We start from the raw sequence: 13567 nt of genomic DNA on the forward strand, positions 1-13567 counted from the left end.
CCGAATGAAAGTCCTCCTATCCGCTTATGCCTGCGAGCCGGGCAAAGGCAGCGAGCCAGGAACCGGATGGAACCTTGCGCTGGCGCTTGCCGGGCACTGTGAGATTACCGTCCTGACCCGCTCCAACAACCGGGGAGCCATCGAAAGCGCCCTCCAATCCCTTTCTGGCTCCAAGCCCGAATTCATCTACCATGATCTCTCCCCCTTTTTCACCGGGCTGAAGGCAAGGGGCATTCTATCCACCCAAGCATACTACGCACTTTGGCAGAAAAGCGCGGGAAGAGCGATCCCAAAAGTCCGGGAGCTTGCCAACTACGACGTGTTTCACCATGTCACGTTCAACAGCTTCGAGGTGAGACCCGGGCTTCTGCGCCGGTTCCCCGGAGCCAGGATCTGGGGGCCGGTCGGCGGCGGCCAACGCGCCCCCGTGGGTCTGACGGCAACGCTGGGAACGAAAAGCCGGATCAGGGAATCCATGCGGTCCCTGAGAGTCATTGTTTCCGCATGGAATCCTTGCTTACGCGGTGCCCTGGAATCGTGCGACCTAGTTCTCTTCGCCAACTCGGAGACGAGAAATCTGTTCCGAAACGCGAAACTCGGCTCAAGTTCGGAGATGATTGATGTTGGGGTTGACCCGGAACAGTTCGCACCCACCCTAAAATCCGGGAAGGGGAACCGGCTGTTTCATGCGAGCAACTTCGAGCCCCGGAAAGGGACACGCCTGTTGCTTTTGGCGTTCCGGCAAGCGCTCCACGAGAAACGGGATCTGCGCCTGCGGCTGGCTGGCGACGGGCCGGAACGCAGGACCGAAGAGGCCTGGGTACGCTCGAACGGTTTGGAATACGCTGTGGAATTCGTGGGAAGGCGCAGCCACCACCAGATGTCGCAGGAATTCGCCGATGCGGATCTTTTTGTGTTCCCTAGCATACGCGACACCTCGGGGGCGATCGTCCTTGAGGCCATGGCCTGCGGCTTGCCTGTCATTTGCCTCGACCACCAAGGGGCGCGCATGATGGTGGACGATGCCTGGGGGATCCGGGTGAAGCCCCGTTCGTTGGAAGCGACCGTCAGCGATCTCGCTGACGCCTTCGTCCGCTTGTCGGGGGATGGCGGATTGCGGGAGGCAATGGGTGCCAGCGCGCGCGAACGGGTGCTGGAAAACTACTCGTGGGAGAAAAAGGCGGAACAACTCAAGTCCCATTACGATGCCTGTGTCGCCGTGAGGACGCGGAAAAACGGTCGCTAGGATACAGCATCCAAGCCCAGAACCACGCTATGGATTTCACAATCGTCACCGCCAGTTACAACTACGGGCAATACATAGGCGAGTGCCTGCGGAGCGTAGTAGAACAAGAGGGGGTAAGCTTCGAGCACCTGGTGATGGATGCGGGATCGAAGGACGACACCGCCGCAGTCGTGAGCCGTTTCCCGCATGCGCAGTTTTTCCAAGAACCGGACAAGGGAATGACCGATGGGATCAACAAGGGATTCCGCCGTGCGAAGGGCAAGTGGGTGATGTGGCTCAATGCGGATGACCGGCTGAAACCGAATGCGCTGAGGCGGGTGAAAGAGTTCGCCGCTTCCCGTCCAGATGCGGATGTGATTCACGGGGGATGGGATTATATGGATGGTGAGGGCATGACCACCCGGCGCATGCCCGCGATCCCTTTTGATTTCCGCATCCTGGTACAGAACGGCTGCTACATAGGATCCACCGCGTGCTTCTACCGGCGGGAAACGACGATCGCGGAAGGGCACCTGCTGGATGATGGCTTTGGCTACTGCATGGATGGCGAATATTACGCGCGCTTGGCACACCTCGGGAAACGCTTCCTACATATGCCCGAGATCCTTGCGGATTTCCGATTGCATGATCAGAGCATCAGCCAGAAGAGCCTAGGCAAAGGCGACATGAACAACCTTCTGCGCCTGCAGCGCCAGCTTGCAGAGCCACGTGCGATCCGGAGACTTTACGGGATCAAACCTTTCAAAGATGAGAACCTGAGCCTGATAGTGGACGGGCTTCTCTATCACATCTACCGCTTCAAGAAAGGAGCCCTGAGGGCTCTCCATGGGCGGCAGACGAAAGGCTAGACTGGAACCTTGCTGCGAAGAACGGATGGGCAACCATACCTTGATCCCGATGACCGACCATGAAGTTCTCGTCCAGGTGCTGTCCTGTATCGATCCATCTGCATCGTCGTTGAGATTGGTACGGCGGAATGGGCGCATCCTGCTGGGCTTGCCGGCGGTCAAAGAGCCAGGGGCACGCGCCCTTGGGCTGTATCAGCCGCAGCGGCTTCTGGCGCGCGGCATGGTGGCAGCCATCCGCAGACTAAGCCGCATGGGTTTGCAGGGCTTTGCGCTTCCAGAAGAGCCTATCCAAGCGCGACAGAAAGACCTCTCGCCTGCATTATCGGGAGTCGAATCAGGTACTTGCGGGGTTCTTCTCGGCAGTCCGGAGCACCGGGTCAGGAGGGCGATCGCGAGCTACAGATTCAACGGGCAGTGGGAGGTTGCGAAAATATCCTTTGGAGCCGAAGGGCGCCAGGTTCTGGAGAAGGAAGCGAAGGCGCTCGGGGAATTGCAATCGGTCGCAAAGGGCGTTCCGGATTTGCTGGGGCTTCATACCAGCCCCGATGTCACCGTTTTGCGTATGCCCTATCTTCAGGGGGATCCGATCCCGATCGGGCGATTCGCCGAGGCACTTGGCTTGCTGGAAGGCTGGGTGGGGGACTTCCCGGAAAAGCCGATCAGCGACTTCCCTGAATGGCAATGGATCGAATCCGCGCTGGACTCCGCGAACGGCCATGAGGCATTGCAGGAGCTCTCGCACAAATCCCTGCGGCCCGCGATCTGCCATGGGGATTTCACACGATGGAATCTGCGCACCCGGAAAGACGATTCGCCTGTGGTGCTGGACTGGGAGTGGGGGCATTCGTCCGGAATGCCGGGGATCGATCTGGTTCATTATTTCCTTCAGGATCACCGGCTGGTGAAGCGCATGTCACCGGAGGATGCCATCAGGGCGACGATTTCGGATCTGTATCGGCCGGAATGCTCCGAATACCTTCGTAAGACCGGCTGGGGAGAAAACCGGATCCTGCCCATCATTGCCAGCCTCGCCTGGAAACAGGGCGCCGGGCATCAGGACAATCAGGATGTGCTGGAAGCAGCGGTTGAATTGATTTTGGATGTTTGATTTTGGATTTCCGACCTTCCGACCTTCCGACCTTCCGACCTTCCGACCTTCCGACCTTCCGACCTTCCGACCTTCCGACCTTCGACCTTCGACCTTCGACCTTCGACCTTCGACCTTCGACCTTCGACCTTCGACCTTCGAGCCGCGAGCCGCGACCCAAACCATGATTTCAAAAGGATACATCACACTCCTCGGCCAGACTCCGCCGCCATGGCACGGACAGGCGGTAGCGACCCAGATTTTGTTCGACCACGATTGGCCGGGCTTCGATGCGGAATGCATCCGGATGGACTACAGCGACGAAATGGATGAGGTCGGGCGCTTCCAGGCAAAGAAGATTTTCCGGCTTTGGAGTCTCATCATCCGCACCCGGCGCTCCCTTGCGCGCAGTCCCGATACGATTCTGCTATATCCGCCGGCCAGTGCGAAATGGGTGCCTTTCCTGCGGGATGTGCTTTTTCTAATCTTCGTCCGGAGCAAGGCGGCGCGAACGGTTTTCATTTTCCACGCAAGCGGCCTGGCGGAATTCACCGAAGGAGGCTCTGTCAGGAAGTGGCTGGCCCAAATCGCATATCATGGAGCCGACATGGCGCTTGAGGTGGCGGAGGAGAAGGTCGCGCCGCACCGGGTTTACGAGGCGAAGCAGCATATCTGGTGCCCCTGTGGGATCGACGTCCCGGCCTTGCCTCCGAAGCGGCCGAAAAATGACGAACCGCTCAAGGTGCTATTCGTCGGCAGCCTGCAGGAGGGCAAGGGTGTGCTGGAGATCCTCAGGACCGCAGCCAATCTCCGCGATATGGGGCACGGGGGGGATTACAGGTTCCATATCGTGGGACGGTGGATGAACAACGAATTCGAGATGGAGGCGCTTGGGCTCCACGAAGAACTCGGACTTGCCGGGATCGTCGAGTTTCCGGGGCAACTGACAGGAAACGACAAATGGGAGGCCTATCAGAACGCCGACGTATTTTTCTTCCCAAGCCACTATCCTTCGGAGGCGAGCCCGATCGTCCTGATGGAAGCGCTTGGGTCGGGTCTGCCGGTCATCAGCACACTATGGAACGGGATTCCCGCACTGATGCGGGGCTGCGAGACGGCCACCCTGCTGCCAATCAAATCGCCCGATGCCTATGCGGACGCCCTGCTCTCCATGCTCTGCAACAGGGCGCGTCTCGAAGCGCAGTCAGAGATTTCCGTCCGTTTTTACAGGGATCATTTCCGACCCGAGCGCTTCGTGGAACGGGTCAACGGGGCGTTCCTTGCCGTCGCCGATTCGCCGTCGCCACGGACGGAGCCGCGCACCGAGCCGAAGCAGCGGATGACGGCATTAAACGTATCCGTGTATCTCGCCGACCAGAACCCGGGACATGACCGGAGCCTGGGCATTTCCAGGATGTCGAAGGTGATCCTAGATGAGATGGCGAAGCGGGATGACCTGGAGCTCAATGTGCTTTCCTCCTCCTCATCACAGAAAGGCCCAAAAGCGGGCGCGAAAAACACGGTTCTTCCATGGAGCACCCGTTCCCGCATCATGCGGGTGATGACCGACCATTTGCACCCGGTGCTCGGTTGGTTCGGGAAAGCAGCTGATGTGTGGTATTTCCCAAAAGGGTTCCTGCCGCGTTTCAGCCTTCTGAGAGCGCCAATGGTCGTGACCGTCCACGATACGATCATCCAGCACTATTGGGATCATTACCCCGGCTGGAGAAAGCCCGCCGAGTATGCGTACTGGAGGCATATGCTCACAACCACCTTGGAGAATGCCGATGCCATTTTCACGGTCTCCAGAAGCTCCAGGGAAAGCATCCGAACCTTCATGCGGAGGCAAGGCCTGCCGGAGAAGGAAATCCTGGTCACCTACGAGCCTTGCTTCTACGAAACGATTCCCCAGCCGGAAGACCCTCCGAAAAAAGATTATGCGGTTCATCTTGCCTCACGGGAGCCCCACAAGCGAACCCACGACCTGATCCGCTGGTGGATCGCACGCTCGGAAACGGGGGAAACCCCGCCGCTGCTCGCGCTTATCGGCCAAGTCCCCCCGGAATCGGAAGATTTGATCGCGGCCCACTCGTGTATCAGCCGCCGCGATTTCCTTGGGGATGATGAACTACAGACGGTGATCGGAGAGGCCAAAGCGCTGATCCTTCCCTCGGAGATCGAAGGCTTCGGCCTGCCTGCGATCGAGGCATATTATCTCGGGACGCCGGTGTGTTTCGTAAGGGATACTTCGGTCGAGGAAATCTTGGGAGAATCCACCTCCGCAGGAGCTTTTCAGCTCGATAATCCGGACTCGCTCTGGGATGCGCTCGACCAAGTCCTTGCGATGCCCGCGCCGGATGTCCGCCGAATCGGCCTTGAACTGCGCGAGAGATTTGCGGCTGCCAAGGTGGTCGATCGCATGGTCGAGGGATTCCGCAGCGTGGCCAGTGCCAAGGAGTCGGGGCAGCCCGACCTTCCGGATCGATAATACCGAATCCCTATGATCCGCTATCTTCTCCGCAACGCAGGCATTAGACCCAAAAGCTGGCTTTCGCTGATTGGGGATTGGCGGCGCTACACCCGAGACCATGCTTTCCTGGTTCTCCGAAGGCTGGGAGATCGAGAGATGCGCGGTGATCGATGACGATCGCAACGTGAGCGAGGGAGATGGATACGAGTCCCTGGCGGGTGCGAAATGCCAGACCGGCGTGGGGATCGTGGCTGCGAGGAAGAGCTGATTTTGGATGTTTGATTTTGAATTTTGGATTTCTAGAAGATGAAAGAGGATAACCTGATAGTTGATGAATCCTATGCATTTGCACTGGAGGTGATGCGGATTTCCAAATTGATGAGGGAACGGATGGAGTATGATCTCGCTTCTCAGTTCTGGAGGGCGGGTACTAGCATTGGTGCAAATGTCGAGGAAGCCCAGGCGGCGCAGAGCCGGGCTGACTTCCGGTCGAAGATGTCAATTGCTTCGAAGGAGGCACGCGAGACCCATTACTGGCTCCGTCTGACCAAGGATGGCAACATCCTGCCGCCAACAGAGACTCTGCCAGCGCTCGAACAGATAGAAAGGATCATCCGCATCCTCACCTCGATCGTGAAATCATCCGCATGATTCCGTGCCATTCGATCCAAAATCAAACATCCAAAATCCAAAATCAATCCAGTGATCCGCATCGTCCTGCGTGGCCGCACCGGCAACAACATGTTCCAGTATGCGCTAGGGCGTGCTTTGGCGCGGAAACACGGTGTGCCGCTGGTGCTGGACGCGTCCTGGTTCAACCGGGAGGGCTGGTCTGAGGTTTCGCATTTCCTGAAGCAGCCGCTGCAGGCGAAGGTGGTGCGCCGGTTCTCGGTTCCCAAAAGGGCGCTGCGCAAACTCAACGGCAGACACATCTGGGAATATTGCGGGTTTCCCGTCCTGAAAGAGCCTGTGGAAGACCAGTCGTTCGATCCACGGATCGCGGATGCGCCCTCCAATTGCATGTTGTCGGGCTTTTTCCAAACGCCGCTGTATTTCGGATCCATCGCCGGGGAGCTGAGGGATGAGCTTTTGGGCTTGGTCGGACGGGGCGGGAAGGTGGACATGGGTAGTGCACCGGCACGCGGGATCGCAACCCGGGGGACGGTTGCGGTGCATGTCCGGCGGGGCGATTACCTGCATCACCCGGCATTCGCGGTGTGCGACAGGGATTACTACCGGGCATCCATGGGATCCATGAGGGAGCGCGTGCCGGATGCGCGGTTTTTTGTTTTCTCGGACGATCCCGCATGGTGCCGCGGGGAATTCCGCGATGCCGATACGGAAATCGTGGACATCGGCTCAGGTAACCCGCTGCACGACATGCACCTGATGAGCCTGGCTTCCCACCACATCATCGCCAACAGCAGCTATTCCTGGTGGGCGGCGTGGCTGGGCGAAAAACCGGGGCAGGAGGTGATCATGCCGGAACGTTGGTTTTCCCGCGACATCGTTGCTCCGATCTCTGAGAAAAAGTGGAAGTAATGGATCCTGCGGATCGTCTGAAAGTCTAAAAGTCATACGACGCGATCTCCGACATCTTCCTCTTCGACCTTCCGACCTTCCGACCTTCCGACCTTCCGACCTTCCGACCTTCCGACCTTCCGACCTTCCGACCTTCCGACCTTCCGACCTTCCGACCTTCCGACCTTCGACCTTCCGACAATGCCCAAAAAGCCCTCCCCGACCGCAGCGATTCTCGGGATCCTGTTGGTGTGTGCGACGGTCACCCAGTTCGTTGGCGCGCTTTCCTGGGGCCATGAAAGCTATCAGATCACCGATTGGCTGATCAACTATGCGGGCGGATTCGTCCGCCGCGGGCTGCCGGGAACGCTGCTGGGCTTCCTGGAGGAAGTCACGGGAATCGGTGCGAACCTCCTGGCAATCGCTGTTTCGCTGGCGCTCTATCTATCGCTGGCTGCGTGGTTCCTGCGGCGCGGCGCGGCGGTATTTCCGGCCGCGCTCATCCTTTCATGCATCGTGATGGGGTTCCCCGGTTACCAAGACTTCGTCCGCAAGGATTGCCTTGGGCTGCTGCTCTTGCTCGGCTGCCTGAAAGCGCAGGACAGCGGCCTGCCTGGCTTCCCAAGGGCGGTCATTGCCAACCTGCTGGCGGCGCTTGCGATCCTCAGCCACGAGACCTTCATGTTCTACGCACTGCCCGCGCTGGTGTTCATGGGGAAGCGGCGTCCGGGATTGCGCGAAGTTTCGCTGGGAGCCCTTTCGCTGGCTCCCGCGGCCCTGGTTTTCCTGATCGTGGCGAAGCATCACGGCACCCCCGCCATCGCGGCAGCCGTGCATGAATCCTGGATGCCTTTGTGGAAAACGCTCGCGCCGGGAGAGGCGGCCATCGAGCCCGCCGCTTCGATCGCGGCGCTCGGCTGGACAGCCGGGGAAGGACTGCACCAAAGCGGCTACATGCTCACCTCCGGCCTTTACCAGCCGCTTTGCTGGATCTCGGTGTTCTCCATCTCCTTCCTGCTGGTCATCCTCTTCACGGGGTGCCGGGCGGAATCTTCGATACGGACGGAAACAAGGGTCAGGGTCACAGCGCTGCTCGTGGCGCAGCTGGTTTTCATCTCACCGCTCTTCCTCCTGGGGATAGACTACGGAAGGTGGCTGTTCCTGTGGGTCGCCTCGTCGCTCATGCTCCATCTCTGCGGGCGGCGGCCGCCGGCATGGCTGGAGGCTGCGGTTGCCGGGATTTTCCGCCGGCTCAAGATCCCGGCCATTCTGGAACGGATCCCGGCAAGGGATTGGTATCTCCTGTTTTTCGGCTTCCCGGTGATCTGGAATCTCCACAACTTCATCACCGCCAGCCCGGTAGTCCGGCATCTGGAGCTCCTGCGCACTTATTTCTGAAACATCCCATGTCGAGATATCCCGATAACTGGGCGGTGGTGATCCCGCTCGCCAACGAGGAGGCCGAGCTTCCGGAGCTTGCCGAGGCACTGGCAGCCGTCATGGATGCCATGGAGGGCGGGGCGGTGTATTTCGTCATCGACAAGGTATCCAAGGACAGGACGCTGGAGTGCTGCGAGGAACTTTCCGCAAGGGATTCCCGGTTCATCACGAAATGGATCCCGGAAAACCGGAACGTGGTGGATGCCTATATGAACGGCTTCCGGGAAGCCCTGAAGGGCGGCCATGAAATCATCATCGAGATGGACGGGGGGCTGTCCCACGATCCCAGGGCCATCCCCGCGTTCCTGCGGGCGCTCAACGAGGGCAACGACTGCGCCTTCGGCAGCCGCTACATCAACGGCGGCTCCATGGTGGACTCGCCCTTCGGCCGCAGGTTCCTGAGCAAGGGCGGCACCGTGCTTGCCCGCTGGCTGCTCGGCGCGAAGCTGGCCGACATGACATCCGGCTTCCAGGGATTCCGCCGCCCCATCCTTGAGCGGCTTGTGGGTTATCCTCTCCTCTCCAAGGCGCATTTCTACCAGACGGAGCTACGCCACCTGCTGCGCTCGCAGAAACTCATCGAGGTGCCCATCCATTACCGCGCACCATCTCCCGGCGTATCACAAGGGGCGGTTCGGAATTCCATCGCCGTCCTGCTCCGCTACTTCCTGTTGCGACTTACAGGCCGCTCCCCTTCCCTCTGAGAAAACATGCCCACCGCCCTCGTCATCACATCGATCAACGCGCCCAACAAAGCCCTGCAAGAACTCGCAAAGGGCTGTGTCCGGCACGGCTGGGATTTCGTTGTCGCGGGGGATGGGAAGAGCCCTGCCGATTTCGCCTTGGAGGGATGCCGCTTCCTTTCCCTCGAACAGCAGCGGGCGAGCGGCTTCGCCCTCGGGGAGATCTGCCCGGAGCGCTCCTACACGCGCAAGAACATCGGTTACCTCGATGCCATGCGTGCGGGTGCCACGGTGATCGTGGAAACCGATGACGACAACCTCCCCCGCGAGGAGTTCTGGCGGAAACGGGAGCCGGGTGTCTCTTGCCGGAAGGTGGCCGCCGAGGGCTGGGTGAACGCCTACCGCTATTTCACGCGGAATTTCATCTACCCGAGGGGGCTGCCCCTCACCCACGCAAGGGGCGAGGCACCCGAAGCGGGCGGATTCTCAAGCCAGGATTGCCCGATCCAGCAAGGCCTTGCAGACAACGACCCCGATGTCGATGCGGTGTATCGGATGCTCTACCCCCTGCCCTTCGACTTCGAGCTGGATGATGGCCCTGTGCTGCTTGGGCGAGGTGCCTGGTGCCCTTTCAACAGCCAGAACACGACGTTTTTCCCATCCGCGTTTCCGCTGCTCTACCTGCCCGCAAACTGCAGCTTCCGGATGACGGACATCTGGCGGAGCTTCGTCGCCCAACGCATCCTGCATGAGCTGGGGCACGGCGTCCTTTTCCACAGGCCGACCGTCTGGCAGGAACGCAACGAGCACGATCTGCACCGCGATTTCATCGACGAGCTCCCCGGATACGAGAACAACGACAGGATGCGAGAAGAGCTTTCCGCCCTGAGTTTCGCACCCGGCGCATCGATGCAATCGATGATGGAAACATGCTACGGGAATCTCATACGCAACGGCTGGGTGGGGCAGGAGGAGGAAAGCCTGCTCCAGGCATGGTTCATGGATCTCGGCACCTTGGGACAGGAAACATGAGCGCATCCCCCGGCATACCGCGCAGCATCTGGCTGCTGGCCCTGTTGCTGGCGTTTCCGTCCTTCGGGTTTGTCCAGAAATACGCGGGCCTGGCCGGTGTGGCGGCTTACCTCGCGGCGGTGACGGCCGGGGTATGGTGCGTCGCGGCGTTCGGGGGTCGCCTCGCCCCATGGATCAAGCGCCGTTTCCGCCTTCTTTCCATCGTCGGCGTATGCGGTATGCTCGTGGGCTTCATCGTGCTCCATCCGTATGAGGACAGCAAGGGCCCCGGCAAAAGCAGCGACCGGAACGAAGGCCTGGAGCTGGCAGTGGAACGTCTGGCCGCCGGGGAGAACCCCTACTACCCGCCCCGCGTTTTTCCCGGGCCGCTTTCGCTTTTCCCGGGTTCCATCCTGCTATCCGCACCTTTCTCGGCACTTGGCAACAGCGGCTACCAGAACATTTTCTGGCTTGCCGCTTTCCTGCTGGCGGCTTCCCGCTGGTTCAATGACAAGGCGCTTGCCTGCTTCGTTCTGGCCGCCCCCTTCGCCCTCTCGCCGGCGATGGTTTATGAGTTCGTTTCCGGAGGGGACCTGATTTCCAACGGGATCTTCGTCACCCTCTTCCTGCTTCTCGCCGTTTCCGCGTGGTCGGAACCCACCGCCCCTGCATGGCAGCGCTGGGGGGCATGCGTGTTGCTGGGGATAGGGCTCGCCTCGCGGGCGAACTTCATCCTGCTCCTCCCGCTTTTTGCAGGTACGATCTGGAGGGTAGCCGGATTCAGGCAGGCCGTCGCGGCGGGAAGCGCGGTGGCCTTGTCCGTCCTCGCCGTATCCCTGCCCTTCTATCTCATCGATACTGCGGCCTTCACCCCGCTCATGTCGCGCAGGAAGCTGGCTCTCGTCAACGACTCCCTGCCATGGGCCGGGACGGCGATGATCGCCCTCACCGCGCTCTCATCCGTGGCTGGGGCTTTCCTCATCAGGTTCCGGTGCTGCGGAGACCCGGCTAGGGCGATGTTCCGTTGCTGCACTCTCGTCACCCTCGTGCCGATGGCATGCGCCATCCTGTTCTCAAGCATCGTCCAGTCCTTTCCCGATTTCGGATTCCTGCGCGATCGCTTTGGGCTGATGTATTTGCCATTCGCGCTGTTCGGCTGGGGCGGGGCATGGATCGCCAATATCGGGAAACCGGAATCCGACTGACATGCATCCTCCCCTCATTCATCCGAGCATTTCAGGCTCCAGCGTTCCAACATTTGTTTCCCAATGCGGATCTACACCTGCACTCCGGTAGCCTTCGGCGGAGGCGAGGATTTCTTCGCCCGCGACAGCGGCTTGCTATGCCGTGGGCTGCAGATGATCGGCATCGAAAGCCGGGCGGTGATGCCGGGGGAACGGAAACCGGAAGACGGGGCGGACCTGATCCGGACGGATTACCCGGATCTCGAATCGGCGGCATGGTGGAAGTCCCTGGGAATCGATGGCCTGGTCCTTTATGCATGGGGGCATCCGAAATACCATAAGGTGGCGGCCGCGATCCATGCGGCGGGCATACCTCTCGTGCTCAACCTGGACAGCGGGGGTTTCCTGAGCCCGCATGTGGGCTTGGGTGATTGGCTGCGGGCGCAGTGGGTTTACGGCGGCCAAGGGCGGGGTGTAGGTTCCTGGCTGCGCTTCGCAAAACTCTCGGTGTTCCGGTTTTTCGGCGGCTTGCTGGTAACCGAGCGCCTCCGTGTTAGGCACCTGGAATGTGGCGACGCGATCGCCTGCGTCTCGCCGGGTGCGGCAAGGTATGTGCGGAGGCTCTGCCACCACCATGGCGGGGATGGGCTGGCGGATCGCGTTACGGTCATCCCCCATTCGGTGGAACCCGCCTTCCGTTTTCCGGGCGGCAACAAGCGGCGGCAAGTGGCCTGCGTGGGGCGCTGGGACGATGGGATCCAGAAGCGGACATGGCTGCTGGCCGAAGTCATCGGGAGAGTGCTCGAAACCGATGATGAGGTATGCTTCGTCATTGCGGGAAAGGCGGCACCCGGGTTGGAGAAATGGCATTCCTGCCTGCCGGATGCGGGGAGGAAGCGGGTGAAGCTCACGGGTATGATCGGGCGCGCGGAACTCGTTGCCTTGCTCGGGGAATCCCGGGTTTTCTACAGCCCCTCGGCCTACGAGAGCTTTGGCATCGCGGCGGCCGAGGCACTCTGCTCCGGCTGTTCGGTGGTGGCCGGGCGCTCTGTGACGATGGCCGCCTTCGATTGGTTCGTTTCGGAAAAATCCGGCCAGCTCGCCTCCACCGACGATGCATGCGGGCACGCCGAGGCCTTGGTCCGGGAGTTGGCGGCATGGGACAACGGAGATCGGGATGCCCCTGGGATTTCCACGGCATGGTGTGCTAGGCTGCACGCGGATCGTGTTGCCATGAAGGTTAGGGAAATCCTGAAAAGATAATCGCATGGACTTCACCATCGTCACGCCATCCCTCAACTACGGGCGCTTTCTCGGAGAGTGCCTGGAGAGTGTCGCCGCCCAGGGGGGAGTGACACTGGAGCACCTCGTGATCGACGGGGGATCGACGGATGACAGCGCTGCGGTCGCCGCAGCATTCCCGCATGCCACATGGCGGCAGGAAGCGGACGAGGGGATGTCGGACGCGATCAACAAGGGCTTCGCCCGGGCGCAGGGCGATTGGGTGATGTGGCTCAACGCCGATGACAGGCTGAAGCCCGGAGCCCTCGCGGATCTGCTGCCCCTATTGGGAAAAACCGATGCGGATGTGGTGTACGGCGACTGGGATTTCATCGACGGAGCCGGAGCCCACCTCCGGCATGTCACAGCCCCGAAGTGGTCGCGCTTCGTCCACATACACCACCATTGCTATGTCGGATCCACGGCGGCCTTTTACAGGAGATCCACGGTGATCGACGAGGGGCTGCGGCTCGACATCCGATTCCGCTACGCAATGGACAGCGAGTTCTACGCCCGGCTGGATGCCGCAGGGAAATGTTTCCGGCATGTTCCGGCCACCTTGGCGGATTTCCGCATGCACGGCGGGAACCTCTCGCAGCGCAATTTCGGAAAAACGCGGGAGATGGATCGAATCCTATCCGCAGAAAAACAGTTCGTGGAATCCCGCGCCGTCCGCCGCATGTATGGCATCACCCTGTTCCGCGACCCTTACCTCAACGGGCTCATCGACGGGCTTCTCTGGATCGCGGCGAAGGGTTGGAAAGCGGTGCTGAGGCTCACGGGTTCCTGAGCCATC

General features: G+C 60.5%; 13 protein-coding genes. All 13 read left to right on the forward strand.

All coding sequences use genetic code 11. The features are described 5' to 3' along the window. Window positions 1-4 precede the first annotated feature (4 nt). The 13 genes from HZ994_07480 (at window position 5) to HZ994_07540 (ending at window position 13561) form a co-directional block, all read left to right on the forward strand. Window positions 5-1246, forward strand: coding sequence for a glycosyltransferase (locus HZ994_07480; protein ID QTN32177.1), 1242 nt, complete (start codon window positions 5-7; stop codon window positions 1244-1246). 29 nt (window positions 1247-1275) lie between these two features. Then, the gene (locus HZ994_07485; protein ID QTN32178.1) at window positions 1276-2094 is read left to right on the forward strand and encodes a glycosyltransferase; all 819 of its coding nucleotides are present in this window, start codon (window positions 1276-1278) and stop codon (window positions 2092-2094) included. A 49-nt stretch (window positions 2095-2143) separates the two neighbouring features. Continuing rightward, on the forward strand, window positions 2144-3202 hold the full coding sequence (locus tag HZ994_07490; GenBank protein QTN32179.1) for a phosphotransferase: 1059 nt from the start codon (window positions 2144-2146) through the stop codon (window positions 3200-3202). A 163-nt stretch (window positions 3203-3365) separates the two neighbouring features. Beyond that, a complete protein-coding gene (locus HZ994_07495) occupies window positions 3366-5669 on the forward strand; it encodes a glycosyltransferase (GenBank protein QTN32180.1) in 2304 nt (767 codons plus the stop codon). Between the two features lie 100 nt (window positions 5670-5769). Next, complete coding sequence (locus HZ994_07500; protein QTN32181.1) at window positions 5770-5919, forward strand: hypothetical protein; 150 nt, start codon at window positions 5770-5772, stop codon at window positions 5917-5919. A gap of 38 nt (window positions 5920-5957) precedes the next feature. Continuing rightward, window positions 5958-6302: a four helix bundle protein gene (locus tag HZ994_07505; GenBank protein ID QTN32182.1), complete on the forward strand. Its 345-nt coding sequence runs from the start codon at window positions 5958-5960 to the stop codon at window positions 6300-6302. 51 nt (window positions 6303-6353) lie between these two features. Next, a complete protein-coding gene (locus HZ994_07510; protein QTN32183.1) occupies window positions 6354-7193 on the forward strand; it encodes an alpha-1,2-fucosyltransferase in 840 nt (279 codons plus the stop codon). A 180-nt stretch (window positions 7194-7373) separates the two neighbouring features. After that, on the forward strand, window positions 7374-8570 hold the full coding sequence (locus HZ994_07515; GenBank protein QTN32184.1) for a hypothetical protein: 1197 nt from the start codon (window positions 7374-7376) through the stop codon (window positions 8568-8570). Between the two features lie 8 nt (window positions 8571-8578). After that, window positions 8579-9316, forward strand: coding sequence for a glycosyltransferase (locus HZ994_07520; protein ID QTN32185.1), 738 nt, complete (start codon window positions 8579-8581; stop codon window positions 9314-9316). Window positions 9317-9322: 6 nt separating this feature from the next. Further along, window positions 9323-10327: a DUF288 domain-containing protein gene (locus HZ994_07525; protein ID QTN32186.1), complete on the forward strand. Its 1005-nt coding sequence runs from the start codon at window positions 9323-9325 to the stop codon at window positions 10325-10327. Next, entirely contained in the window at window positions 10324-11511 is a 1188-nt protein-coding gene (locus HZ994_07530; GenBank protein QTN32187.1) for a hypothetical protein, read from the forward strand. Before HZ994_07525 ends, HZ994_07530 begins: the two co-directional genes overlap by 4 nt. Before the next feature lie 63 nt (window positions 11512-11574). Next, a complete protein-coding gene (locus HZ994_07535) occupies window positions 11575-12753 on the forward strand; it encodes a glycosyltransferase (protein QTN32188.1) in 1179 nt (392 codons plus the stop codon). A 4-nt stretch (window positions 12754-12757) separates the two neighbouring features. Beyond that, window positions 12758-13561, forward strand: a complete 804-nt coding sequence (locus HZ994_07540) for a glycosyltransferase (GenBank protein ID QTN32189.1) — start codon at window positions 12758-12760, stop codon at window positions 13559-13561. Window positions 13562-13567 lie beyond the last annotated feature (6 nt).

Source organism: Akkermansiaceae bacterium (assembly GCA_017798145.1).
GTDB lineage: Bacteria > Verrucomicrobiota > Verrucomicrobiia > Verrucomicrobiales > Akkermansiaceae > Luteolibacter.